The following is a 25,927-nucleotide window of genomic DNA, read 5'->3' as shown; positions in this document are numbered from 1 at the left end:
CGGGATAACACTCATGTTTACTTGTGATGTCGCTTCTATCGATCTGACACCTTTACCTCTATTATCAAAGGATATAGCGACAAACGCGTCACTGCTAGCGGACACCCCTGTCACTGAAAAGTCACTACTGGGTATTCCTCACTGGTTGACTCAAATTAATCAAGATATTAACCGTGCACTTGAACGCGGTGTCAATATTCGTCAATTGGTCGCGGCACGCTCTGGTGCGATTGACGAATTGCTGATTGCCTTGTTCAACTGGTTTGAGCTGGATAAGACAGATTTGGCTTTATTTGCTACAGGCGGTTATGGTCGTGGCGAGCTGTCGCTTTATTCAGACATCGACATTTTATTGCTCTCTCCTGATGAGATTGGTGCTGATGCCAGTGGGAAAATAGATCGGTTGGTGGCGCTATTGTGGGATATAGGATTAGAGCCTGCTCTCTCGGTACGTAGTGTTAATGACGCTTTAGAGGCGTCGCTCGATCACACCATTGGCAGTGCACAGCTAGAAGCTCGGCTATTAATTGGTAATGAGGCTTTACAGGATGTGCCTGTTCAAATTGTCAATAAACAGTGGTCGCCACGTGAGTTTTTTGAAGTAAAAATCGCAGAAGCTAAAGCGCGATACTTACAGCACAATGCCACCGAGTACAACCTTGAACCCAATATAAAAACCGCCCCTGGTGGTCTACGCGATATTCATATCATCGGCTGGGTGACCAAACGCTATTTTCGAGTGGGTAAGCTGTATGACTTAGTACAACAAAACTTTTTGACTGAAAAAGAGTTCGATGAGCTGAACTTTGCAGAAGGTTATTTATGGCAAATACGTCATTATCTGCATGTATTGACTGGTCGCAACGAAAACAAGCTGCTGTTTGATTATCAGCGTGAAATTGCCCAGTTGATGGGTTATGAGACGCAGCCAGACGATCAGCCAAATGCCGCCGTCGAGCGTTTTATGCGCGACTATTATCGCTGTGCCATGCAGATATCAACGCTGTCTGAGATGCTGACCAATCACTATTACGAGACGATTATAGAGCCGCAGTTGCCTGATGATGAGCGTCCAAAAAAACAGCCAATCAATGCCCGCTTTAACCAAGTTGGTGACCAAATCGCCATGGCGCATCATCGGGTTTTTGCTCAGCATCCTGACTCTATCTTAGAGATGTTTTTACTGATGGGTCAGTACGGTATCAAAAACGTGCGCACTCATACGTTGCGTGCGCTAAAAATCGCCGCGCGTGGCATCGATCAAGTCTACCGTGATAACCCCGCTCACCAAGCGCTCTTCTTAGCCAATTTAAAAGAGCAGAATTATCTGTTTCATCGCCTGCGTGCCATGAATCGCTACGGCGTCTTAGGCAGCTACATTCCTGCGTTCGCCCAAGTGACGGGTCTGATGCAATATGATTTATTTCACCGTTATACGGTTGATGCGCATACCTTATTTTTGATTCGGATTTTGCATCGCTTCACCGACCCACGGTTTTATGAAGATTTCCCACTGGTCAGCTCTATCTTTCAGCGTATCGAGCGCAAGGAAATCTTGGTACTGGCCGCCATGTTCCATGATATTGCCAAAGGTCGCGGTGGCAACCATAGTGAGCTTGGTCAAACCGAGTCGACTGAATTTTGTTTGGCGCATGGTATGAGTCTGGCAGATGCCAATTTGGTCGGTTGGCTGACTCGCTATCATTTATTGATGTCGATGACTGCTCAGAAAAAAGACATTTCAGATCCAGAAGTGGTCACTATTTTTGCCAATTTAGTCGGTAACGTCACCCACCTCAATCATTTATATGTGCTCACTGTTGCGGATATGAATGCGACCAATCCACAGTTATGGAACAGCTGGCGTGCCACATTAATGAAACAGTTATACTCACAAACTCGGCGCATTTTGCGCGCTGATATCGATGCACCTACTAACCGCCAAGATATGATCAGTGCCACACGTACCCAAGCCTTAGCGATGCTCGATAATGTCAACAATCAACACATGAATCGTGATGAAGTCTTGAGGCTATGGGATGATTTGGGTGATGAATATTTCTTGAGAGAAATTCCTGAAGACATCTTATGGCATACCGAAGCCATTTTGAACCATCCGCCGATTGGTCTTGCTTCTAATGCAGATAGCCCGCCATTGGTGGTATTACGTGAGCATCGTGAGTTGGCCCTTGATGCGGTACAGGTCTTTGTTTATACCCAAGATCAGACGAACCTGTTTGCAGTCACCATGGCTGTATTTGATCAAATGAACTTGGATGTTTTAGACGCCCGTATCATTACTGCTACCCGCGATTTTGCTTTGGACTCCTATGTACTGCTCGATCCCAGTGGCACACTATTGGTCGATGAGGACAGTCAACAAGAGCTCAAACAGCGCCTAATCAATGCCTTTAAAGACCCGACAGTATTGAAGCTTACCAATAAGCGTATACCGCGTCAGCTTAGACATTTTGAAGTGACCACGGTGATTAATTTTGAGTTTAATGAGGCTTCTGATCAGCATATTATGAGCTTAGAAACCCTTGATCAGCCGGGACTATTGGCAAGAGTAGGACAGGTGTTTTTGCAGGAGAAAATTGAGGTGCATGCGGCGCGTATCACCACTTTGGGCGAACGTGCAGAAGATATGTTTTATATCAGCGATCAAAATGATGAACCGCTATCTGCTGCTAGACTTGACGCACTACGATCCGCCTTGATGTCCAGTCTCAGTATGCAAAGAGAGCAGCCTGCTGCTTACAGTAAATGTGATTGAACAAATGGGCTTACAAGATAAGTCTAAGATAAATACTCGGCGTGTATCATCCATTCATTGATGGCATGCTTTGTATTTTTTAATCCTTTAGGGCGTGTTGAACATTCACAAATGGGCACTGCTGATGGCTAAAATTGTTCCAGCCAAGGCGCAAGTCGACGATAATGTTAATACCTTAGCTAGAATTGCAACGCAGTATGGGGCAGTTTTAGTATCAGCCCCGATATTAACAGAAGGGGACAGAACTCTTTTTTGCCGCTTCATTGTTAAAAAGAGACGCTTAGAGTGACTAAACTTACTATTTTTAACGTTGAATCGCCTGAAAAATAGTCTCTGTCAGTGCCATGGTCGAATGTTCAACACGCCCTAATATCAAAAGCACCTTTTATAAGGTGCTTTTATATATCATTTCGCTAGCGTGCTCATTGAGCTCATCATCCGCAAGATCTGGTGGCAGAATCTCTGCTTCAATCTGTTTTTGCGTCAGTATTAAGCGCCCAGCGTTGACCTCTTTTTGCAGCAAACAATGTAAACTTGCTAAATGAAAATCTCTGCCAAAACACTCATAGATTTGTCTTAGAGAAATAGGCGATTTAGCGTGCACATCGGGATAAAGGCTGTCCTCTGCTAAGATAATCATCTCATTCAGTGCCTCTTCACGCATCAACTCATCTTTATCGATTTTACGTTGCAAGCTGTCTGCCATTCGACTTTTGGACGCGAGCATGGCCACAAAAATCACTGTCTGTAAGACAAATAAGGCAATATATTGCCATAAGGGTAGTAAAATACCGAGCTGATTGCTAAGCAACATCAGCACCATCGCAACGATCACGTAACTGACCAGCTGCCACAGTAACCACATCATCAAGCTATTTTCACCGTACCAAAACATTTTTCGTTCTTTATGGCTAATTAATTGCTGGCGAGCTTGCCACCAGCTTTGCTCCCGCTGTTTTAATAGTTCGTACAATTTGGTTCGCTGTTGCGCATCATCAAAATTTTCATCTTGAATGTCTGCCGCGTTAAGATCATTAGTTTTTGAGATACTAGGCATATCAAATTATCCTCACCATAATCTATCATTAGGGCTGACAGCAGTTTTTTGTATTGTTATAAGTTATCAATTGATAAGCTTTTTTTAGGATTTTTAAATCTGTGACGGCTTCATTAGTTATTATAATTTATGATTAAATAGCTAAGCAGCTTGAGCATGAGAAGTAAAAGACAAAAAATAAGAGAAGTGCTACACTGCTTAAATGTAATTTTTCTTTATCACTTTATTATTAATTGTCTATTATAGTTACCCTACTTATGAATCACAACTTAACGTACCTGCATCCTTATCCTTTTGCAAAGATGGCAACATTGCTTGCTAACAGTGTGCCAGCCCATGACTACAGTGAAATCAAGCTCGGTATTGGTGAACCAAAACATGAGCCACCAGCGTTCGTGCTGGACGTACTACGTGAAAATTTGGACAAAATAAGTCGTTATCCAACGACTAATGGCATGTTTGAGCTGCGCCAAACCATCGCGCATTGGCTAGAAAAACGCTTCTTTTTGAACCATGTCGATGCCAACACGCAAGTATTGCCAGTAATGGGCACACGCGAGGCTATTTTTAGTCTGGTACAAGCAGTCGTGGATCATAAAGTAAGCGATACAGAGAGTAGTCCGCTGTCTGTCTCTGACCCGTTATCTGCCGTTTCTCCTATGGCTGCTCCTACGACTGTTCCTACAATAGTGATGCCCAACCCTTTTTACCAAATATATGAGGGTGCAGCGATACTGGCGCAAGCCGAGCCTTATTTTGTGCCTTGCACACTGGACGATGACTTTAAAGGTAACTATCGCGCCGTACCAAAAGATGTTTGGGCGCGCACGCAGTTGCTGTTTGTTTGTAGTCCGAACAATCCGACTGGCTCGGTCATGACGATGGAGGATTGGGAGTATCTCATTCGTCTGTCAGATCAGTACGATTTTATTATTGCCAGTGACGAGTGCTATAGCGAGCTGTATTTTGATACGGCACCGATTGGACTATTGCAAGCCTGCGCTGCCCTCGGTCGTCATGATTTCAAAAACTGTATTGTCTTTCACTCTTTATCTAAGCGTTCAAATCTGCCTGGTTTGCGCTCAGGGTTTGTGGCAGGTGATGCCACTATTTTGCAAGCTTACCTGCAATATCGTACCTATCAAGGCTGTGCGATGCCGATACCACATCAGCTCGCCTCGATCGCTGCATGGCAAGATGAAAAGCATGTGGCACACAATCGCGCTCTGTATCAAGAAAAGTTTGCCTTGTGGATGTCTGAGCTTGGTGAACTACTAGAGTTACGAATGCCTGAGGCTGGATTTTACTTTTGGATAAAGGTCCCTGAGCCGTTCGATGGGGATGATGAGCGGTTTGTCAAAGCACTGTACGAGCAGGCCAATATTCACGCACTAGCAGGGCGCTATCTGTCACGTGATATTGATGGCAAAAACCCTGGGCAAGGCTATGTGCGCATTGCGCTCGTTGCTAGTGTTGATGAGAGCCGTAAAGCGATAAACCGTATTCGAAAATTACTAGGCGCATAAGCAGTCGCTTTATACGTAAAATTTTCAAAAAAAACAGCAACCTCTAATAGCCACAATATTACTGTGGTTATTAGAGGTTTTTTGCTTTAATAATGCTATAGTAAAGTGTCTTTTATCTTCAATTATCTTTTACTCAATATGCCATCAAGGATGATGCCATGCCCCATCTTGATTTTACCCAGCCGCCCTTTGACGTATTGAGTCTGGCTGAACGCCAAAGCATCAGAAAAAATACCCAAATCCGCTACCTTGCCAAAAACGAGAATCTAACTGCCGAAGAGTTGCAATATCTGTATGTGGTCATTAAAGGGCAGATTGAGCAATTGCTTGATGGTGAGTTTGTTGCCTCTTACTTGGGTAGTAACCACTCCGACCATCTCAATAATAACGACTGGTTCGACAGCCGTCGTCTGCCTGAATCATTGACTGAAAATAGCCTTAATACTAAAGCCCTGCAGACCTATCAGTTTCGAGCCGCTGAGGATACCTTGCTGCTCCAAGTCGCTGGTAGCGCAGTCGATAAAATCAGCGCCCAAAATCATCTAGTACGCCAAATGCTATCAGACAAATTGCCCGAACGGCTAAAGGCATTACAGCAGCGCCGCAATAATAAATCCATAGTCTCTGCCAGCTACAATGACCAACAAGAAGTGCAGCAAATCATGTTGCAGCCCGTCATTGATGTCAATCTATTGCCAGTCCATATCGTCAACGCCAATAACAGCTTATACGAAGCCGCGTCTATCATGACGAAAGCGGGGCTAAAACATGTACTGGTGCAACCTTTAGACCACCTAAAAAATAAGGGAGAGGTGCGATTTGGTACTGGTCATCTATTGGGTATTTTGACCGATACCGACATTTGCCGCGCCGTGAGTGACCAGCAAGATCCAGCCACTACCCCATGCCAGCGCTATGCTAATTTTAACCTGCGTACCATCAAAGCCAGTGATGAGATTGGCGATGCATTATTGACCATGACCCGCTATCGCATCCATCGGCTACCAGTGATTGATCAAAATGGGGATGTCGTCGGTATATTGGGACAAAGCGATATGCTTGCGCATATTGGTCATCATTCACAGCTCATTAGTATCCAAATCGAGCAAGCAAAAGACTTATCGAGCTTAGATACTGCCGTCGAGCTTATCGGTCGTTATATTCGCGCACAACATCAAAACGGTGTCAAAATTGGTAATATCAGCCGCATGGTACAGACCTTGAATGCACAGGTATTTACTAAGCTCTGGCAGCTTATCGTGCCTGATGAGGTCATGACAAATACCTGCCTGATCGTGATGGGCTCCGAGGGGCGCGGTGAGCAAATCATGCGTACTGACCAAGACAATGCGCTCATCTTACGTGACGGCTATACTCACCCTGATCTGGCACAATTTGCGGATACTTTTAATCAGCATTTAGCAGACCTCGGTTATCCACTATGCGATGGTAATATCATGATGACCAACCCTATGTGGCGACAGCCGCTAAAACAGTTTAATGCCCAGATTGGTTTATGGTTTAAAAACACCGATCCCATGCATAGTATTTATTTGTCAGCGATACTCGATAGCGAATACGTCTGCGGAGATGAGTCATTATTGACTCAGGTACGTCAACATTTAAAGGTTGCCCACAGGCAGTCAGACCCTATGTTTGTACGCCAGTTCGCGCGCGCCGCGCTACAGTTCGGTGATGTCAATCAGTGGTGGCAAAAGTTCGTGCCTTTGCTCGGTGGTAAATCCGGGTCAGAAGACATTGATCTAAAGAAAGCCGGTATCTTTCCACTGGTTCATGGCATTCGTACCTTAGCATTAGAAAACGATATCTTAGAGCTGCCCAGTAGGAAAAATCGTCTCGAAGCTTTGGTACAAGCGCGCGCCTTGACCCAAGAGCGCGCAGATACTTTATTAGAGGCCTTGGAGTTTTTTATGGCACAGCGCCTATCAGTCGCTCTATCAACCGATGATAAACATGCACGGCAAGTCAACCCAATGACCTTGACCGCGCTTGAGCGCGACTTATTAAAAGAGTGTTTGGCTGTCGTCAAAAGCTTTAAAAACCAGCTACGTCAGCATTATCAACTAGAACTCGCATAAGTAAAACAATCGCATAAATGGATGAGCGACAACTATGAGTTGGCTAACACAGTTATCCTGCGCTTGGCAAAAAACGCAGCTACAGCGCCCAGAATTGGCATCAATGTTTACCAAACCTGTGGCTAAGCAATGGGTAGCAATTGACTGCGAAATGACGGGACTCAATCCAAAAAACCACCATTTATTGTCTGTCGCCGCGATTCATATCAATGACAATACAATCGACACTGGCAATGGCATGCATATCGTATGCAGACCACCTGTGATGCCAGACCGTGACACCATTGTGATTCACGGTCTACGTACTGCCGACGTTGAGCATGGTATGAGCTACGATGAGATGCTAGCGCTGTTGTTGCCATTTATAGGCAATCGCCCAATTGTGGGGTTTTGTACGAGTTTAGACACAGCGTTTTTAAACCCTCTGGTCAAACGCTATATGGGCACAGCATTACCCAACGAAGTCATCGATTTGCGCCATTTATATAGTCGGCGCATGAGTGGTCAAACCCAAGGGCTATCTAGCCAAGCGCAGCATCTGACTAATATTTTAGCGCATTATAATATACCCGATCTAGGCGCTCATGATGCTTACAACGATGCCATCATGACCGCTATGGCATTTTTACATGTGCGCTAGCGTGTGTGCGTATTTTAAAAATTCAGATAAAAACAGGTTTTCATCTACGCCTGCCATCTACGCGAAAACGGCAACTCATGTTACCATAGGCTGTTTTTGCCACCTGATGAAAGATGCTCATGCGACCCACCTCTAAACTCCGTCACTCCTCTGCTTTTACTGCCAAGTTATCCCCTTTTTTTCGTTATCTGCGACCGTCGAAGCCACCTGCTAAATACGTACCTATCATGGCGTTATTAGCAACGGCGACACTATTGCCCATCCATGCACAAGCAGCACTACCAAAAGCCATCGAAGCAGCATTATCACGAGCCGATTTAACAGAAGCTGATATTAGTATTATCGTCACACCAGTCGGTGATAAAAATGCCAGTCACCTGCCCGCTCCCATTCAGGTTATTGATAGCAGCACACACCGCTCATCTAAACCCACTCTTCAGCCAAAACCGACTGCCAATATAAATGCTGATATAAAAAGTAACTCTCAAAAAGCCACGCAAAATAATAATGACAAAACCAATAATAACCATGTGCGCCAACAGAGTACGCTGATTACTATTGAGCAGCGTACCATTGAAAAGCATGAGAAAAAACTGCATGCTTACACCGATGATCCTTACACTTATCAAAGCTTAGAAAGCATCCCAACGATATTGGGTGATAAGGCAAAAACAGCTGTCATTAACAACAATGCTAATAATGATAAAACTGATGACATCAGTACTGATAACCCCTCCATAAAAATTTCATTTTCGCCGTTGCTGAACCATCAAGCTGATATCGCTCGCACGCCTGCCAGCACCATGAAACTCGTTCCCAGCTTTATTGCTTTAGACACTCTAGGCGCTGATTTTTTTTGGCATACTCGTGTCTATCATACAGGCCTTGTCATCGGTGACCGTCTGCATGGCGATTTGATTATTCAAGGCAGCGGTGATCCAAAAATGACCCACGAGCGTTTAAAACAGCTCCTTTATAAAGTACAGTCGTCCGGTATCCATCATATCGACGGTGATATTATCATTGACAGTGGCGTCTTTAAAAATGTCAGTAAAGACCCTGCCGCCTTTGACAATTCGCCACTGCGTCCTTATAACGCCAGTCCCGATGGTTTTTTGGTGAATTTTAGTACCATCGGTATCAAAAGCTATCCGTTAAACGATGACCAAGCAAATCTGACTTATACACCAAAATTAGCAAATTATGCTTTGCCCAGCATCATAAATACGCGTTCGGCGGCCTGTGGACAAGCGCGTTATAGTCTCGCACCTGAGTGGCAAGCAAAACAATTGGTGTTAAATACTCAGTTGCCAAACAGCTGCCAAGAGCATGCTTTTTATGTGGCTTATCCTGATGCCAAAGATTTTGCCGCACGCGTTATTGCCGCAAAATGGCAAGAGCTAGGCAATACGCTGAGTGGTAGTGTCATCACTCAAGAAGCGCCCTACACTACAATGAAAAACACCAAATCAACGCATGGTTTGGCAGCACTTCCTATATCACCGCTGCCTATTGTCAGCTACCCATCGTTGAATTTGACGCAGCAGATTTACGATATCAATCACTTCTCAAACAATGTGATGACTGAGCAAGTGGCGCTATCGATTGGTGTTTATGACAAAGTTGATAATAAAACACTCGATAAAGCTATTAGTAATTCACATAGCTTGTATCAATTTGGCAAGCCGACTGCGACGAGCTATCCTGTCGCATTGCAAACTATTAATCAATGGTGGCAGACCAATCTAAGCACACAGCCGCCCTATTTGACCAATGGTTCAGGACTCTGCCGCGACTGTACCATCACAGCTGCAAACCTAAGCGAGCTATTAACTTATGCTTATAGCCATCCAAGTTTTAACGCTTACGTCAACTCGTTAGGTATCGCTGGCGTCAGTGGCACCATTACCGCTCATAGTGAACGCCTACCAGAATCAGCAGCCATTGGTCGTGCGTGGATAAAAACAGGTACCTTAAACAACGTCACCTCGATGGCAGGCTATGTCAAAGGATTGTCGGGACAGGATTATGTCGTGGTTGGACTCATCAATAGTGAGCAAGCACATAACGCTTATACAGCCAGACCCGTGCTAGATGCGATGCTTGATTGGACGGCGCAGCATTAAGTGTTTTTCACATCCTATTTTTCACCTTTATAAAGGTTCACTTATGTCACGCAAGACAACCAATCTCAATAAATCCAAGACTCATTCAGGTGGCGAGCCGCTGCCGAAAAACCATGAGTCAGCGCAGCCTAAATTGGCACAATATGTAGGATATTTCGCGATAGGCTATACGCTTGCCAGCGCAATATTTATGATGATTCAAACCAAGCTTGCGTTGAATTCGCAACTGGTAACGGTATTGTCTATCATTATCGGGGCTTATATCGCGGTTCATAAATTTGTCAAACATCAGCAGCGCGCATTGAATAGCGGTGAAATCAATCGCTTAATGTTTGGCGGCGTCGCGGTGGTCTGGCTACTGACTGTCATTTATTTCTTAGCCATATGGTTTTGGTTGTTTGATGCGGTAAATCGTGAAGTCCTACTAGAGATGGCCGTCCAGCAACCATTGCCATTGGTCTCATCGTTGGTGATGATATTGGTGCTGACACTGGTCAGTGCTCGCATCAGTCTTTGGGCGATCAATCGCCTGCTTGACCCTAAACGCAAAACTATGTGAGAGAGGAAACCTCAGCCGAATCTCTACAAGGTGCTACAAGTTTTTCTCCCTATTAATACATAAAATCCGTTAGGCTAACTTTAATGAGCAAGCTTTTGGATGATTGTGGGTGATTAACGGTTTTATATTTTAATAGGAGCATTTATCATGGACATGGTTTTTTTTGACAATATAGACAAGCTTGGACGCATCGTTTTGACGACAGTCATGGTTTATGTGTTGATCGTACTGGTGACCAAGGTCTCAGGTAAACGCTCCACCTCGCAGCTCAATAATTTTGATTGGATCGTCACCGTGATGATCGGTTCACTTGGTGCCAGTACTATTCTGCTCAAAGACATTCCTTTTGTCGAAGGGGTTTCATCGATTTTAGTACTTTATCTATTGCAGTTTTTAGTCACCAAATACGCCTCTATCTCACCGCAATTTAGCAGCTTTATTTTGTCAGAGCCGCGTATTGTTTTTTATCAGGGGCAGTTTTTGCCAGATGCCATGCGCGCTGAGCGGCTGACTCGTCAAGAGATTGAATGTGCGATGCGCTCTGAAGGAGTGCATCGTTTCGATGATGTTGAAGCCATCGTTTTTGAATCGGATGCCAAGCTCACCATCATTCCAAAACCTAGCCCAACTGATGTGAGCGATAATGACCAAAATACAGAAGATAGTGTCTCGCAAACCATACAGCCCTTGATGTAAGACCTATTGTTTATCCAAGATTAGTAAAGCATAAAAAAAGCTTCGTAGAATCTTGTTTGTTACGTTCACTTCAGCGTAAAATTCTTTTGTTATATTTTACTAATGACTAAAATTAAAGTGGACTGGCTATGAAAGTAAGGATTTTAACCGTCGGTAATAAAATGCCTAAATGGGTACAGACGGGGTTCGATGAGTATTTTAAGCGTATCCAGCCTATGCTCAGCACAGAAATCGTGGAAATTGCTGCCGCAAAGCGTGCAAAAAACCCTTCTGATGCCAATTTGGCACAATACCGTGAGCAAGAAGGACAGGCAATATTAGCCGCTCATAATGCTTCAGGGCGTGAGCAACTATGGGTATTGGATGTCAAAGGTAAAATGATTTCAACAGAAGGGCTGGCTGACAAATTAGCTGATGGCATGCAGCAAGGTGATGATATTGCACTGGTGATCGGTGGTGCAGACGGCGTATCGCCAGAAGTATTAGCCAAAGCCGATGTAAAATTGTCACTATCAGCGCTGACTTTACCGCATCCGTTGGTACGTGTTGTACTAATGGAACAATTGTATCGTGCGATGAGTATCAACAACAATCATCCTTATCATCGTGGCAATTAAGCAATCATTAAACACTGCCGTACTCTGTGCTAATATTTTGTGCTGATAGTTTATGGGCAACAACATCAATGATAAAAAGGATTGAAAAACCACTGAGCGCCCTAATAAACGCTACATGAAATATCCAAAACATGCGACACCTACCGCCCCTCATTCAATTCATCAGCCTGATGACTCGTACTCTCATTCGCCAACGCCTATTACAGCGACTGGCGTTTGGACAGATGTATCTGCTTTAGGGTCAAATGTAGCTAAGCTACCAGCATTGTTTATCTCGCATGGCGCACCCACGCTTGCCATTGAGCAATCAGCCACGACCAGTGCACTGGCACGTATTGGGCAAAACTTACCAAAGCCACGTGCCATCCTGATTATGTCAGCGCATTGGCAATCCGCCAAACTCGAAATGAGCAGTAATCCGCAACCCAAGACTTGGCACGACTTTTCAGGTTTTCCGCCTGAGCTATATGAGCTTCAATACCCTGCATCTGGTCAGCCAGCACTTGCTGAATCCCTTGCCCAGCAGCTCACTGCACGCGGTATTACTTGTAGTGTTAATCCAGTGCGGGCTTGCGATCATGGGGTGTGGGCGCCGCTCAGGCACTTATATCCAGAGGCTGAGATACCTATCGTACAGGTTTCTCTACCGCAGCATTATGACAGTATCGCCTGTTATCAATTGGGTGCGCAGCTGGCGCGCCTACGTGAAGAGCAAATACTGATCATCGGTTCAGGTAACATTACCCATAATCTGCAAGCATTACGCTGGCAAGCAGATAGTGTTGACCAAACGGCTAAAGCATTTAAGCAATGGCTGCTACAACAGCTCAAAACAGACATTCCTAGCACTTTAGATTGGCAGCAATATCCTGACTATAAAGATATTCATCCTAGTGATGAGCATTTACTGCCCCTGTTCTTTGCTTTGGGTGCAGGTCAGCGTGTCTCCGTTGTCCATCAAAGCATGGCACATCATAGTTTAGGCATGGATATTTATCGCTTTGATTAAATAGTACTTATCTAATCAAAGCGTTCAAATCTACTTCTCAAAGGCTGCCTTGGTAAACAACCCTGCTCGCTCCATCTCCCCTGCCATACTGAATAATGTCGCTTCATCATTCATACGCCCAATCAGCTGCATCCCAATTGGCAAACCTTTTTTACTCATTCCTACCGGTAATGACATCGCTGGCAATCCCGTGATATTACCCAGTAGTGTAAAGGCCATTTTGCCCAATACAGGCTGACTAAGCTTTTCGATCATACCTGAGCTAAAGGCATACTTACCCATGTCGACGCCCTTATTGAGCACTCCTGCGCTACGCATGAGCATTTCATCCATAACACTTGGTGGCAGTACACCATGCTTAACTGCAGGTGTCGGCACGGTCGGACATAAAATCATGTCATAGGTTTCGAGTAGCAAGCCCGTTTGATACTGACTGTGATGCCAACCATGCTTAGCATGCGCCAAATCAACGGCTGATAATGAGCGACCTAGCAATGCCATATTGTAGGTTTGCGGCTCTAGGTTTTTGATATGTTCTGCCCCAAAGTCACGCTCGATATTATCAATGGTAAAAGCGGTATGGGTACAGACCACCACCATAAAGTCATGCCAAAACTGCTCGATATTGATATTCGGCTCGGCGGGTATGACACGATGACCCATGGCTTCCAGCTGCTTAGCGGTTTGCTCTAATACGGCTAACACTTCTTTATCCACCACAGTATTGGCAATCAATGGCTGTTGATGTAAGGCAATGGTTAATTGCCTTGGTGCTCGCATCGCTGCTTGCAAAAATGTGCCATCAGGTGGCGCAATGACATAAGGCGCACCAATCTCTGCGCCATTTGTAGCGTCGAGCATCGCGGCACTGTCACGTACGCTGCGGGTAATCACGTGATCTGCGACTGCACCTTCCCAGCCTTCCCCAAATTTAGGGCCTATTGGGTTACGACCACGGCTGGGTTTGAGTCCAAACGCTCCGCACCAAGCAGCAGGGAAGCGTATCGAGCCACCACCATCACCCGCACCCGCCATCGGTACGATACCACTTGCTACTGACGCGGCACTACCGCCCGATGAACCACCAGAGCTGTAACCTTTTTTGAAAGGGTTATGAGTCGCACCATGGGCTTTTGGTTCAGTGGTAATGATTAAACCAAATTCTGGCGTATTGGTCTTGCCAAAGGTATTCACACCTGTGGCTTTCATGCGCTTGACGATTTCACTGTCGCTCTCAGAGATGATATTAACACTACGACTGCCCATCGTGATTGGCTCATCGGCAAAGCTAAATGACAAATCTTTGAGCAGATAAGGCACACCATTAAATATACCTGAGGGTAATCCCGCCTGTGCAGCATGATAAGCACGGTCATCAAAACGATGGATGATGGCGTTTAATTTGGGATTGAGTGTATTGGCTTGATAGACGGCAGCATCTAATAACTCTTTAGCGCTGACTTCACCTGCATTGACCAATGCCGCCAATGCTATGGCATCATATTGGGTATATTCTTTAAACATAACCTGCCTCCTTGCTGAGTAATGAACCTAAAATTTCTGAAAATTGAGTGATATTTATGCTATCAACAAAGGTCAGTTTAGTATAAAAAACGAGTGCTGATAATTGATAAAAAAACTGATTGGTCATTCAGACATGAGCATTATCATATTTCTTCAATAAAAAAGACGAGCCACTTTCGTCACTCGTCTTTTTTATTAATCACGCAGATTTATTGACAGCTACATTAACAATTCACGCTTACCGCTTTTGCCCATTGAGCTGACCAATCCCGCGTCCTCCATAGAATCTACGATACGTGCGGCACGGTTATAGCCGATGCTAAATTTACGCTGGATACTAGAAGCAGAAACTTTTCGCGTCTCCATAACAAAGGCCACAGCATCGTTATAAAGGTCGTCGTCCTCACCAGAGGCGTTAGCCGTACTACCACCGCCGCTAGGACTAGACAGTTCAAAGTTACCTGCCATATTATCAATATAGTCAGGCGCACCGCGTTCACGCCACGCATCACAAACACGGTTGACCTCTTCATCGCTGACATACGCACCATGCACACGGTCTGGCTCAATTTGCCCAGGCCCTAAAAATAGCATGTCACCATTACCCAGCATGTCTTCGGCACCGCCACTGTCCAGAATCGTCCGCGAATCTACTTTTGAGTTCACTCGTAGTGCCGCCCGCACGGGAATATTGGCTTTAATTAAACCAGTAATAACATCGACCGATGGACGCTGGGTAGCAAGCATTAAATGAATACCTGCTGCGCGTGATTTTTGTGCCAAGCGGGTGATAAGCTCTTCGGCTTGCTTACCGACCTGCATAATCATATCGGCAAACTCATCCGCGACAATGACAATCATCGGTAAGGTTTTTAGCTTCGGCGCTTGACTGATACTCACGCTGTCATTAGGTCGCCACAAAGGATCAAGCATCGGATTGCCCGATTTTTCAGCAGCAATGACCTTTTTATTAAACTCATTAAGCTTACGCACTTTGAGTAAACTCATCAGTTGATAGCGACGTTCCATCTCTGCCACGCACCATGACAAAGCACTGGCTGCTTCAGTCATATCGGTGACGACTGGCGTTAATAGATGTGGAATATCATTATAGTTGGCAAGCTCGAGCTGCTTTGGATCAATCAAAATGAGACGCAGCTCATTTGGCGTATATTTGAGTAGCATCGATAGTAGCATGGAGTTGACCAATACCGATTTACCCGAACCTGTAGTCCCAGCAACCAACATATGCGGCGCGCGCGCAAGGTCAGTAATGATGGCATTACCACCGATGTCCTTACCCATCGCCATGCTGATTTGAGCTTTGGGGTCTTGGAATTTTTCGGTATTCAATAGCTCAATCAAACGTACCATTTCGCGCTGCTTATTGGGTACTTCGATACCGATATACGGCTTACCCGGAATCACTTCAACCACACGTAAAGACGCCATCGATAACGAGCGCGCCAAATCACGTGAAATACCGGTAACCTTACTGGCTTTTACACCAGCAGCAAGCTCCACTTCAAAGCGGGTAACAACAGGACCCGGAATGGCGTTGACCACATTTGCTTTTACATTAAATTCTTGTAATTTAATCTCTAGTAATTCTGATAATTGCTCAAGCTCGGCGACGGTATAACTGGGCTTACGATCAGGGTCTGGCTTATCCAAAATAGAAATCTCTGGAATAGGCGTTAGGCTACTGCGATAGGCAGCCGTTTGCATCGAGCGTGATTTTTGACTGAAGGCGGCATCATCACTAATATCTGGCATAACGGGCGCATTGACATCTTCAGCACTATCATCCTCTGGCATCATGTCAGTGATATGATTGCTACTATCGCCCTCAGGTACCGCAAAACTTACCGTTGGTTTAGGCGCGACTATTGGTTCAATAGCTGACGCTGTGACGCGGGTTTCTACCGTAGGCGGCAGTTTAGGATTAGACGGTGGCGTATTGGTCGGCGTCATATCAGCGGCTGGCGCAACTGGTTCAACCACGTCTACTGCTTTGGCGACACTCGCTTCATTAGATATATAAGAAGGTTCGAAATCCTCTGACAGTTCAGGCTCTTCATCAAACCATTTATCAGTAAAGTCGTCCATTTCGCTATTAAATGAGTCTGTCGCAGGCGCTGTGACTACTGCTTGTCTGGGCAGCTCAGTCATATTGGCTGCTTGCACTGTTCCTGTAGGTTGCCCTGTTTCTACAGACTGCATAGCTGTAGATGTTGAGACATCAGCATGCTCTGCCAACCATGCATCGGCCAGTATATCAACGGCCTCCACTTTATCTTCTAACTCGAACGATTTAGGCTCATTATCCGTTTCGTCAGCCGTCTCACCGTATACCAGCTCATTTATTGATGGCTGAGCTATTGAAGGCAAGTTCTCTGTTGATTGAGCTTCGGACATATCTACGGCTGATATCGCTGTAGAGTCTAGCACCACTGTCTCTACAGCGATATCAGCAGATACAGAAATAGTAGCAGCTGAATCAGAAGTGTTCATATTATTAGCGTGATAAGCCATTTGCTCGCTGGCTAACAAGTCATCGACAGTATTGGCATCGTTCCAAGCAAAGCTTGGCTCGACTTTACGGATAGCAGTCATGGCAGGACTTGACGGCGTCGATGTATTCGTATGACTTGCTAGATTTTGAACAGTACTGCTAGGTGTTTCTACTGAGACAGGGACAGGCTCACTATTCTCACGACTAGATTTAGCAGCTGAATTAGGCATCGCCGCTTGTGTTGCGGCAACTACAGAAGCTTTAACGCTCTCAGCCAACCCTGACGTTGCCAAGAACTCTGACAACACATTGCTGAACCGACCACTGTTGTCTACGGCTTGAGCATTGCCAGCAACTTGCAACTCAAGTGGTAACTGCTCGTGATCGGCTGCGTCTTTTTTCGCATTACTGCTGGCTATGTTTTCATCATTTTGCTTGGCATTGATATTTTCTGGCGTGGTTGACACGCTATCGTGCATCCTACCCTGACGCTTCACCCCTGAGCCAAGCCACGATAGCGCCTTAACCTTCTCATAAATCGCTAGCCAATGAATATTAAAGGCAAAGGTCGCGGTAATAATGACGAATGCCGTCAAGAAAATCACACTCCCCCACTGCGATAAAAGCTGTGCCAAACGCGCCTGTAATTCAAACCCAATAATGCCACCAGCCACGCTTTCCAGTCCTAGCGTTTCTGGATTGGTCAATTGCTGTACTAACGCCACCAATTGTGCAAACAAAGCGCTGGCACTTAATAATAAAAATACATAAGCAACCACTCGCATCAGCCAAAACGTTGGCTTGTTGTCCCACCAAATAAGGATAGACTCATAAACCACAAACGCCAGCAGCCACCATGCACCAAAACCAAAGAAGCTATAAAGCAAGTCAGATAACCAAGCACCCGATTCGCCGCCTACATTATTAATCGTGGTCATATCGCTACTGATATGCGACCAACTAGGATCGTTACTGGTATATGTCATCAAAATGACAAATAGATAAACGGCCAGTATTAACCCAAGGAGGGTAAATATTCCCTTTTTTAAATACTCAATAAGCGGTGCTGATATCACGTAAGATCTGCCTTGTTATTAATACTAAATGGTCGCCAATGCATGACTAAGCCTAATCATGCTGACATAAAGCGCTGATAAAGGGTTGGATATAAAGTGCTGATACAAATGCACTTAGCGAAGTGTGTAGAAAACATTGTCTATTATAAAAGCGATATACAATAGCCTTCTTTTTGCCTTTAACACACTTGGCATAACTTCTTATAATAACAAATACATAGGGATAGTGGCGACCGTCTTACAAAGAAAGCGTGCAATAAAATAAGTCTGTGTACGGTTTAGGCAAAAATCCATGTCACTCGCAAAATATAACGAACAAAACAAGGGCTGTTATGTTAGATAAGCCCTATAAAATACCAGCGGTTTCTAACCATAATATTTCAAGAAAAATATACTTTGATTGTAATCATACCTGTGTTTGTTTTAGCAAACTTGTACTTTTCGTCCAATGCCCTTATGTTATTATCACGCAGCGATTAGAAAATCCCATTAGCATCAATTTTGAAGACTGTTTTTTATTATATTGCTCACTCATATTTTTAACATTTATATTTAGCAAGGAATAACTCATGGCAACTGACAATACTGCTCCACGTCACGAAAAACTCATTATCCTAGGCTCAGGCCCTGCTGGTTATGCAGCGGCTGTGTATGCAGCACGTGCCAACCTGAAACCTGTCATGGTCACGGGCATGGAAGTAGGTGGACAGCTAACTACCACCACTGAAGTCGATAACTGGCCGGGCGATGCGCATGACTTAACAGGTCCTGCATTGATGGACCGCATGAAAGCCCATGCCGAGCGCTTTGGTACTGAATTGGTTTATGACCATATCAATGAAGTCAATTTAAACGTGCGCCCTTTGAGCTGACGGGTAATAACGGTAGCTACACTTGTGATGCGCTTATTATCTCGACTGGCGCGTCAGCACAGTATTTGGGGTTGAAGTCAGAAACCAAATTCCGTGGCCTAGGCGTATCAGCGTGTGCAACTTGTGATGGTTTCTTTTATAAAGACCAAAAAGTTGCCGTCATCGGTGGTGGCAATACTGCTGTTGAAGAAGCCCTATATTTATCTAACATTGCTGCTGAAGTGACCTTGGTGCATCGCCGTGATAGCTTACGCTCTGAAAAAATCCTCCAAGATAAACTGTTTGAAAAAGTCAAAAACGGTAATATTAAAATCGAGTGGAATCATAAAGTCAAAGAAGTCGTCGGCGATGACATGGGCGTCAATGGCGTAATCATCGAATCTATGATTGATGGCAGCACTAAACAATTAGACGTGTTTGGCATGTTTGTCGCGATTGGTCATAAGCCGAATACAGACTTATTTAAAGGTCAGCTGGATATGAAAGACGGCTATCTTATTGTCAAAAGCGGCTTAGACGGCAATGCCACACAAACCAGCATCGAAGGTGTATTTGCCGCAGGTGATGTCGCAGACCATGTCTATCGTCAAGCAATTACTTCTGCTGGTACGGGTTGTATGGCCGCGCTAGATGCTGAAAAATACTTGGATGCGATTGGCGAAGCCACAGCCGCTGACCATACTTATGCGTCAACATTGACTGCTGATAAAGAAGTCTAAATGGGTAATTTCTCTCAATATAACAATGAGCACATCACGCCTGAGACCTTAAAAAGTCTTGGGCGTTATGACTTTCCTGACCCTTTGATGGTTGATCCTGACGGCATTGGCATCGTCGCTGTCGGAGGAGATTTGGCAGCCGAAACATTGATTTCTGCTTACGCGCAGGGTCTGTTTCCTTGGTTTAATGAAGATGAACCAATTGCATGGTGGTGCCCTGAACCGCGCTGTGTGATGGTGCCAACCAATTATAAGCCAAGCAAGTCGCTGCGTAAGCAAGCCATCCGCGAGCGTTGGCAATTAACCCTGAATCAAGCTTTTGATGACGTTATTTATGCCTGTAGTTTACCGCGCAGTGATCCCCTCAATAATGAACAGCCCGAAGGCGAACATACTTGGATTCATGATGAAATGATTCAGGCTTATACCGAACTTCATGCACAAGGATTTGCACATAGCATTGAAGTTTGGAATGATAAAGGGCAACTCATTGGCGGGCTTTATGGTCTAAAAATAGGTAGCATTTACTTTGGCGAATCGATGTTTCATATCGCCTCTAACGCCTCAAAGTTCGCATTTTGGGGTTTAATGAGCTTATGTGAACAAAGCCATGTGGCGCTGGTCGACTGTCAGTTACCAAATGAGCATTTGATGAGCTTGGGTGCAACCACGCTACCGCGTGCTGACTTTTTGACTCAATTGGATCTGTTAACGGCTAATAGCACTGTCAAATGGCAAAATAACTCTCATAAACCACTCGCCGTATCGTTACTTGATACCATAGAACCTTGGCAGCTTATCTTAAAATAAATACGATAAGGAAGTGATTGATGGCTTATGTCTGTTTGTTAATCGCTACTTTATTAACTCGTACCTTATCAACTGCTACCTACCGACGAGGTTATCATGGCACCCGACACATTATTCTTACTGATTGGAACACTGGCAACAGAAGCTCAAACAACCAAAGACACTGTTCGTCATTATGACCAACTGGGCTTGCTAAAATCTCGTAAGCGTCAGGCAGGCTCGCGTTTATATACCGAGTTTCATCCAGAATGTATCGAACGGATTGAGCTAATCAAAAGTGCGCAAGCGATTGGCTTTACACTCACTGAAATCAGAGACAGCTTGAATGATTATTACGATGGTCAATTGGATGTTGATTTACAACTGATGCTTACTCAGCAAAAATTGGCGCAAATACAAAAACAGCAAGCCAATATCAGCCTCATGGTAGAGCTATTAAGCGAACGTATCGATGTTCTTGAGCGTATGAAAGTAGATAATGACTATAAACTCAATATTGAAATCTGCAAAAAGAAAATACCCACTCAATAATGATAAAAGTGCCGATCCATCTACTATGCTGCGGGTTTATTTGGCTCCATTCGATACCATTCATTATTCTCGGATGTAAAGACGCTGCATAATCAGGGCATCAATAGCTGGTTGATGTGGAGTTTGGTAATACCCTTTACGCTTATGAATTAGATCAAATTCTTGCTGCTCATATAAGGCTATCGCAGGTACATTATCTGAGCGCACTTCTAATAAAAGGCTCTCCACCTGATGCCTTCTCAATTCTGTATTCAATCTGGCAAAAATTTGTGAGGCAATACCTTGACGTTGATAATCAGAATGCGTGCCAATACGTAAAATCTCCGCTTGTTCAAAAATCACTTGATATAGACAATAACCTGTCACAGTATTATTAATACTATTGTCTTTTTGCTCATAAACGATCAGCATATGCATGCTATCTTGTTTGAGTGATTCCACTAATGTCTGAAAACCCCAAGCATCTTGCGGTTGAACGATGGCTTCAATACCCGCTACTGCTTGTAGCACTTGCTCAAAATCTGCACTACGGGTTGATAAAATCTTTATCATCAACATTATGTATCCTTTTACTATTATTTATACAAACCCAAATACAATAGCACTTACTGTATTTCAAATATTTATCATTATAATATTGATTATGCCATTACCTTTTTATAGCCAAAAAAAAGCCACCCTTAAACAAGGGTGGCTTTTTTATGACTAACTTACAATCTCATTACTGAGACGGATAGATTAGTTCAGTACGTTAGCAACAACACCAGCGCCTACAGTACGGCCGCCTTCACGAATAGCGAAGCGAAGACCTTTGTCCATAGCGATTGGGTGGATAAGCTCTACGCCCATCTCAACGTTATCACCAGGCATTACCATTTCAGTACCGTCTTGTAATTGGATTGCGCCAGTTACGTCAGTAGTACGGAAGTAGAACTGTGGACGATAGCCGTTTAGGAATGGTGTATGACGACCACCCTCTTCTTTTGACAGTACGTATACTTCTGCGTCAAATTTGGTGTGAGGCGTGATTGAACCTGGCTTAGCAAGTACTTGGCCACGTTGTACGTCTTCACGCTTAGTACCACGTAGTAGTACGCCACAGTTTTCGCCTGCACGACCTTCGTCAAGCAGTTTACGGAACATCTCTACACCAGTACAGGTGGTTTTTTGAGTGTCACGGATACCGACGATTTCGATTTCGTCGCCTACGCGTACGATACCAGATTCAACACGACCTGTTACTACAGTACCACGGCCTGAGATTGAGAATACGTCTTCGATTGGCATTAGGAATGCTTTGTCAACGTCACGCTCTGGCTCTGGGATGTAGGTGTCAAGAACGTTAAGAAGTTCTACAACCGCTGGTTGGCCGTATTTTTCTTGTGAGCCTTTTAGGGCTTCAGTCGCTGAACCATGGATGATTGGGGTATCATCACCTGGGAAGTCGTAGTCATTAAGAAGTTCACGAACTTCCATTTCTACAAGTTCTAGCAATTCTTCGTCATCAACAACATCACATTTGTTCATGAATACGATGATGTACGGTACGCCAACCTGACGTGAAAGCAGGATGTGCTCACGGGTTTGTGGCATTGGGCCGTCAGTTGCTGATACGACTAGGATTGCGCCGTCCATTTGAGCGGCACCAGTGATCATGTTTTTAACATAATCGGCGTGACCTGGGCAATCAACGTGAGCGTAGTGACGTGCTGGGGTGTCATATTCTACGTGTGAGGTGTTGATGGTGATGCCACGTGCTTTTTCTTCTGGTGCTGAGTCAATAGACGCGTAGTCTTTGGCTTCGCCACCTGAAGTGATTGCTGCTACCGTTGCGATGGCAGCTGTTAGGGTTGTTTTACCGTGGTCAACGTGTCCGATTGTACCGACGTTGACGTGTGGCTTTACGCGTTCAAACTTGGCCTTTGCCATGGGTATTTCCTCTTTTTTTGGTGAATCTTTATCAATCAAAGATCGGTGAATAGCTGTTTGACGGCTCATGATGCATACAGAACCATCAAACCGTTGACGCTATGGCTTATCTACTAAAACTGTTTGATCATTTTACGACTGTATATATGTACTCAAATCATGCATTTCAATGCTGCACACATAGGTTTAAGCATTATACGTATTTTTTACTCTAGTGAACATTGCAAGATATTATACATTATCGCTGTTGCACTACTTTATCTTAGTGTAAATCATTAATAATATTGGAGCCTGCCGGACCTAGATGCTTTTATCTTAAATAATTTTGTCTTAGATACTTTTATATAATTACTCATGTATTGATAGCTTGATAAATTGACAGCACTAAAAGGCAACACCTCAGTGTCACCCTTAAATATTATTTGCTACACTGTAATTTATAATTTTCAATATTTTGTAATTTCGATATCGACACGAACTGTTTAAAGATGGCAAAGCAAACACAAGAGGTTTAAACAATAAATGGAGCTCATATTGAGAATTGAACTCAAGACCTCTCCCTTACCAAGGGAGTGCTCTACCGCTGAGCTATATGAGCATGTTTTTAATAACCACAAAAAACAACTTATGGATTTACTAAAAAAAATATCACGATACAGCAATACCAAAACTGACTGTCGTGATGATTTATTGGTAATCTTTGCGATGTTGTATATATGGAGCGGGTGGCGGGAATCGAACCCGCGTCATTAGCTTGGAAGGCTAAGGTGTTACCATTATACCACACCCGCAATTACTCTTATTCAAGAGGACTCTAATCGAGAGTCATTAAGGATAAAGAGTATGCTTGGCGCTATGACAAACTTAAGAAATATGGTGGTGGGAGAAGGATTCGAACCTTCGAAGCTTTCGCGACAGATTTACAGTCTGTTGGGTTTGACCGCTCCCCAATCCCACCTTAGTTTGCTTTAAACAAAAATGACTTTAGTTTAAGACAGATTCATAAAAAGCTACTTTAAGAGAGATGGTGCCGACTGCCGGGATCGAACTGGCGACCTACTGATTACAAGTCAGTTGCTCTACCAACTGAGCTAAGTCGGCTTGTTCTCTTAAAGTGGTGGCTATTCTATCAAATTTTTTGAAAGACGCAAGCCCTTTTTTGCCTTTTTTATGATTATTTCAATAAAAAAATATAACTGATTGATTGTAATGATGTTTTTTTTAATTAAAATATAGGCTGTTTTTCCACAATAACCGCATACTGTGTGTTTATGACTGGAGTCCCTAGCGAATCCGTAAACCATTACACGCCATTTTTACCGCTTTGACCAACGCCAATGCTTTTTTGTTGGTCTCTTCCCACTCTGCTTCTGGAATAGAATCAGCAACAACCCCAGCGCCCGCTTGGATATGAATTTTACCACGGCGCATCACAGCAGTACGAATAGCAATGGCGGTATCCATGTTGCCATGCCAGCCCAGATAACCCACTGCGCCACCAAATACCGTTCGGCGTACTGGCTCTATCTCGTCAATGATTTGCATGGCGCGTATTTTGGGCGAACCTGATAGCGTACCAGCGGGGAACGTCGCACAAAATACATCCAACGCATCCTTATTGGGCAATATCGTCCCTTCAACATTAGAAGCAATGTGCATCACTTGCGAATAACGCTCGACAAACATCTTTTCGGTGACTTTGACACTGCCATATTCACAAACTCGGCCAATATCATTACGACCCAAATCGATAAGCATCAAGTGCTCGGCGATCTCTTTTTTATCACTCAGCAGCTCTTTTTCAAGCGCTAAATCTTCTGCCTCATTTTTTCCTCGTCTACGAGTACCCGCCAATGGTCGTACCGTCACTTTGCCATTTTCGATACGTGATAATATCTCAGGGGAGGCACCAATAATGTCGAAACGCTTGTGATCATCGAGGGTGTAACCATGTACCAAAAATAAATAAGGCGATGGGTTTAAAAATCGTAGGGCACGATAGACTGCTAATGAGTCGCCAGTATAATCGGCCGTCAAACGCTGCGCAGGAACGACTTGCATGACATCGCCTGCTAAAATGTAATCCTTTATTTTATTGACATCATGACAATATTTCTGCGCGCCTGTTTGTGAGGTAAATGTCGGCGTCGGCATTACGGGTGCGCTCAGATTTGGCATTTCTGCCAGTTTTTCTTCAATTTTTTCTAGTTCGCGGATGGCATTGCTATAGCCATCTTCAGTGTGACAATCAGCATAAACGATGATAGATAACGTATTTTCTAAACTGTCAAAAACAATCACGCTCATTGACAGCATCAGCCACATATCCGGCATTGTCATCGGATTGGGGGCGTCTGACAAACCCACGCTTGGCTCGATAACCCTCACCATGTCATAGCCAAAGTAACCTACTAAGCCGCCGCTAAAGCTCGGTAGCGTTGCAATATCCTCGACTGTTGGCATCTTATATTGCGCCATTAGCTGACGGATATAGTCAAACGGGTCAGCGACTGCATCGATATCGGTATGGTCATTTTTTTTGACGGTCATATTACCATTGGCATACTGCAAAATGAGATCACTACCTAAACCAATCATCGAATATCGTGCCCAACGCTCCCCGCCTACGACAGACTCAAATAAATATGCAGAGCCGCTTAAATCACGTACTTTAGAAAATACAGATACTGGTGTCTGTGCGTCCATTAGACGTTTTTTTATCAGTGGAGCATGACTAAAGCCACGGTCTTTAAAAGCTTGATATTCTTCAAAGTTCATCATAATAATGCTCTCTTAACAAAATATTGGCAAAAGATAAAACAGCAGACTGTTAAATAAAATATAGC

At 44.2% G+C, this 25,927-nt stretch carries 17 protein-coding genes, 4 tRNA genes and 1 pseudogene; 12 read left to right on the top strand and 10 right to left on the bottom strand.

The genetic code is table 11. The features are described from left to right. Window positions 1-13 precede the first annotated feature (13 nt). Window positions 14-2,776 carry a [protein-PII] uridylyltransferase gene (glnD, locus tag JMV76_RS06535; RefSeq protein ID WP_201502035.1) on the top strand — a complete coding sequence of 921 codons (2,763 nt, stop codon included), beginning with the start codon at window positions 14-16 and terminating at the stop codon, window positions 2,774-2,776. Between the two features lie 385 nt (window positions 2,777-3,161). Here the strand turns inward: glnD and JMV76_RS06530 are convergent, their stop codons facing one another. Next, window positions 3,162-3,833: a hypothetical protein gene (locus JMV76_RS06530; protein WP_201502034.1), complete on the bottom strand. Its 672-nt coding sequence runs from the start codon at window positions 3,831-3,833 to the stop codon at window positions 3,162-3,164. 257 nt (window positions 3,834-4,090) lie between these two features. Here JMV76_RS06530 and dapC point away from each other — a divergent pair, with 257 nt between their 5' ends. The 8 genes from dapC to JMV76_RS06490 all read left to right on the top strand — a co-directional run bounded on the left by dapC (window position 4,091) and on the right by JMV76_RS06490 (window position 13,105). Continuing rightward, window positions 4,091-5,359, top strand: a complete 1,269-nt coding sequence (gene dapC / locus JMV76_RS06525; RefSeq protein WP_201502033.1) for a succinyldiaminopimelate transaminase — start codon at window positions 4,091-4,093, stop codon at window positions 5,357-5,359. 158 nt (window positions 5,360-5,517) lie between these two features. Further along, window positions 5,518-7,458, top strand: a complete 1,941-nt coding sequence (locus JMV76_RS06520) for a DUF294 nucleotidyltransferase-like domain-containing protein (RefSeq protein ID WP_201502032.1) — start codon at window positions 5,518-5,520, stop codon at window positions 7,456-7,458. Between the two features lie 34 nt (window positions 7,459-7,492). Next, a complete protein-coding gene (locus tag JMV76_RS06515; protein WP_045447696.1) occupies window positions 7,493-8,098 on the top strand; it encodes a 3'-5' exonuclease in 606 nt (201 codons plus the stop codon). A gap of 119 nt (window positions 8,099-8,217) precedes the next feature. After that, on the top strand, window positions 8,218-10,224 hold the full coding sequence (dacB, locus tag JMV76_RS06510) for a D-alanyl-D-alanine carboxypeptidase/D-alanyl-D-alanine endopeptidase (RefSeq protein WP_227690147.1): 2,007 nt from the start codon (window positions 8,218-8,220) through the stop codon (window positions 10,222-10,224). A 43-nt stretch (window positions 10,225-10,267) separates the two neighbouring features. Beyond that, a complete protein-coding gene (locus tag JMV76_RS06505; protein ID WP_201502031.1) occupies window positions 10,268-10,783 on the top strand; it encodes an ABZJ_00895 family protein in 516 nt (171 codons plus the stop codon). Between the two features lie 147 nt (window positions 10,784-10,930). Continuing rightward, a complete protein-coding gene (locus JMV76_RS06500) occupies window positions 10,931-11,479 on the top strand; it encodes a DUF421 domain-containing protein (RefSeq protein ID WP_201502030.1) in 549 nt (182 codons plus the stop codon). Between the two features lie 128 nt (window positions 11,480-11,607). Continuing rightward, the gene (rlmH, locus tag JMV76_RS06495) at window positions 11,608-12,096 is read left to right on the top strand and encodes a 23S rRNA (pseudouridine(1915)-N(3))-methyltransferase RlmH (protein ID WP_045447690.1); all 489 of its coding nucleotides are present in this window, start codon (window positions 11,608-11,610) and stop codon (window positions 12,094-12,096) included. Between the two features lie 115 nt (window positions 12,097-12,211). After that, window positions 12,212-13,105, top strand: coding sequence for a DODA-type extradiol aromatic ring-opening family dioxygenase (locus JMV76_RS06490; protein WP_201502029.1), 894 nt, complete (start codon window positions 12,212-12,214; stop codon window positions 13,103-13,105). Between the two features lie 30 nt (window positions 13,106-13,135). Here the strand turns inward: JMV76_RS06490 and JMV76_RS06485 are convergent, their stop codons facing one another. Together JMV76_RS06485 and JMV76_RS06480 are read right to left on the bottom strand one after the other, a co-directional pair. Then, entirely contained in the window at window positions 13,136-14,629 is a 1,494-nt protein-coding gene (locus JMV76_RS06485) for an amidase (protein WP_201502028.1), read from the bottom strand. 219 nt (window positions 14,630-14,848) lie between these two features. Continuing rightward, the gene (locus JMV76_RS06480; RefSeq protein WP_201502027.1) at window positions 14,849-18,220 is read right to left on the bottom strand and encodes a DNA translocase FtsK; all 3,372 of its coding nucleotides are present in this window, start codon (window positions 18,218-18,220) and stop codon (window positions 14,849-14,851) included. 569 nt (window positions 18,221-18,789) lie between these two features. On the opposite strand from JMV76_RS06480, the pseudogene trxB reads away from it, so the two are divergent. From trxB to JMV76_RS06465, 3 genes and pseudogenes are all read left to right on the top strand, one after another. Then, a pseudogene (gene trxB / locus JMV76_RS06475) lies at window positions 18,790-19,811 on the top strand (thioredoxin-disulfide reductase). Continuing rightward, entirely contained in the window at window positions 19,812-20,621 is an 810-nt protein-coding gene (gene aat, locus JMV76_RS06470) for a leucyl/phenylalanyl-tRNA--protein transferase (RefSeq protein ID WP_201502026.1), read from the top strand. It begins immediately after the preceding pseudogene. 96 nt (window positions 20,622-20,717) lie between these two features. Further along, a complete protein-coding gene (locus JMV76_RS06465) occupies window positions 20,718-21,152 on the top strand; it encodes a MerR family transcriptional regulator (protein WP_201502025.1) in 435 nt (144 codons plus the stop codon). Window positions 21,153-21,215: 63 nt separating this feature from the next. Here JMV76_RS06465 and rimI read toward each other — a convergent pair whose 3' ends face one another. The 7 genes from rimI to JMV76_RS06430 form a co-directional block, all read right to left on the bottom strand. Further along, a complete protein-coding gene (gene rimI / locus JMV76_RS06460; RefSeq protein ID WP_201502024.1) occupies window positions 21,216-21,710 on the bottom strand; it encodes a ribosomal protein S18-alanine N-acetyltransferase in 495 nt (164 codons plus the stop codon). Between the two features lie 180 nt (window positions 21,711-21,890). After that, a complete protein-coding gene (tuf, locus tag JMV76_RS06455; RefSeq protein WP_055124836.1) occupies window positions 21,891-23,081 on the bottom strand; it encodes an elongation factor Tu in 1,191 nt (396 codons plus the stop codon). 523 nt (window positions 23,082-23,604) lie between these two features. Continuing rightward, window positions 23,605-23,679: transfer RNA gene (locus JMV76_RS06450), tRNA-Thr, on the bottom strand. 119 nt (window positions 23,680-23,798) lie between these two features. Next, window positions 23,799-23,872, bottom strand: a tRNA-Gly gene (locus JMV76_RS06445). A gap of 83 nt (window positions 23,873-23,955) precedes the next feature. Further along, window positions 23,956-24,039: transfer RNA gene (locus JMV76_RS06440), tRNA-Tyr, on the bottom strand. A 67-nt stretch (window positions 24,040-24,106) separates the two neighbouring features. Further along, window positions 24,107-24,182 (bottom strand) — tRNA-Thr (locus JMV76_RS06435). A gap of 183 nt (window positions 24,183-24,365) precedes the next feature. Then, complete coding sequence (locus tag JMV76_RS06430) at window positions 24,366-25,862, bottom strand: anthranilate synthase component I family protein (protein ID WP_201502023.1); 1,497 nt, start codon at window positions 25,860-25,862, stop codon at window positions 24,366-24,368. Between the last annotated feature and the right edge of the window lie 65 nt (window positions 25,863-25,927).

Source organism: Psychrobacter cibarius, from assembly GCF_904845955.1.
Classification (GTDB): domain Bacteria; phylum Pseudomonadota; class Gammaproteobacteria; order Pseudomonadales; family Moraxellaceae; genus Psychrobacter; species Psychrobacter cibarius_B.
The sequence above is the reverse complement of the archived record's forward strand: the minus strand, read 5'-3'. Positions and strand labels throughout refer to the sequence as shown.

Bases quoted from the DNA above. Each gene is read 5' to 3' on its own strand.
- glnD (WP_201502035.1), top strand. From the start codon at position 14: ATGTTTACTTGTGATGTCGCTTCTATCGATCTGACACCTTTACCTCTA.
- JMV76_RS06530 (WP_201502034.1), bottom strand. From the start codon at position 3,833: ATGCCTAGTATCTCAAAAACTAATGATCTTAACGCGGCAGACATTCAA.
- dapC (WP_201502033.1), top strand. From the start codon at position 4,091: ATGAATCACAACTTAACGTACCTGCATCCTTATCCTTTTGCAAAGATG.
- JMV76_RS06520 (WP_201502032.1), top strand. From the start codon at position 5,518: ATGCCCCATCTTGATTTTACCCAGCCGCCCTTTGACGTATTGAGTCTG.
- JMV76_RS06515 (WP_045447696.1), top strand. From the start codon at position 7,493: ATGAGTTGGCTAACACAGTTATCCTGCGCTTGGCAAAAAACGCAGCTA.
- dacB (WP_227690147.1), top strand. From the start codon at position 8,218: ATGCGACCCACCTCTAAACTCCGTCACTCCTCTGCTTTTACTGCCAAG.
- JMV76_RS06505 (WP_201502031.1), top strand. From the start codon at position 10,268: ATGTCACGCAAGACAACCAATCTCAATAAATCCAAGACTCATTCAGGT.
- JMV76_RS06500 (WP_201502030.1), top strand. From the start codon at position 10,931: ATGGACATGGTTTTTTTTGACAATATAGACAAGCTTGGACGCATCGTT.
- rlmH (WP_045447690.1), top strand. From the start codon at position 11,608: ATGAAAGTAAGGATTTTAACCGTCGGTAATAAAATGCCTAAATGGGTA.
- JMV76_RS06490 (WP_201502029.1), top strand. From the start codon at position 12,212: ATGAAATATCCAAAACATGCGACACCTACCGCCCCTCATTCAATTCAT.
- JMV76_RS06485 (WP_201502028.1), bottom strand. From the start codon at position 14,629: ATGTTTAAAGAATATACCCAATATGATGCCATAGCATTGGCGGCATTG.
- aat (WP_201502026.1), top strand. From the start codon at position 19,812: ATGGGTAATTTCTCTCAATATAACAATGAGCACATCACGCCTGAGACC.
- JMV76_RS06465 (WP_201502025.1), top strand. From the start codon at position 20,718: ATGGCACCCGACACATTATTCTTACTGATTGGAACACTGGCAACAGAA.
- rimI (WP_201502024.1), bottom strand. From the start codon at position 21,710: ATGTTGATGATAAAGATTTTATCAACCCGTAGTGCAGATTTTGAGCAA.
- tuf (WP_055124836.1), bottom strand. From the start codon at position 23,081: ATGGCAAAGGCCAAGTTTGAACGCGTAAAGCCACACGTCAACGTCGGT.
- JMV76_RS06430 (WP_201502023.1), bottom strand. From the start codon at position 25,862: ATGATGAACTTTGAAGAATATCAAGCTTTTAAAGACCGTGGCTTTAGT.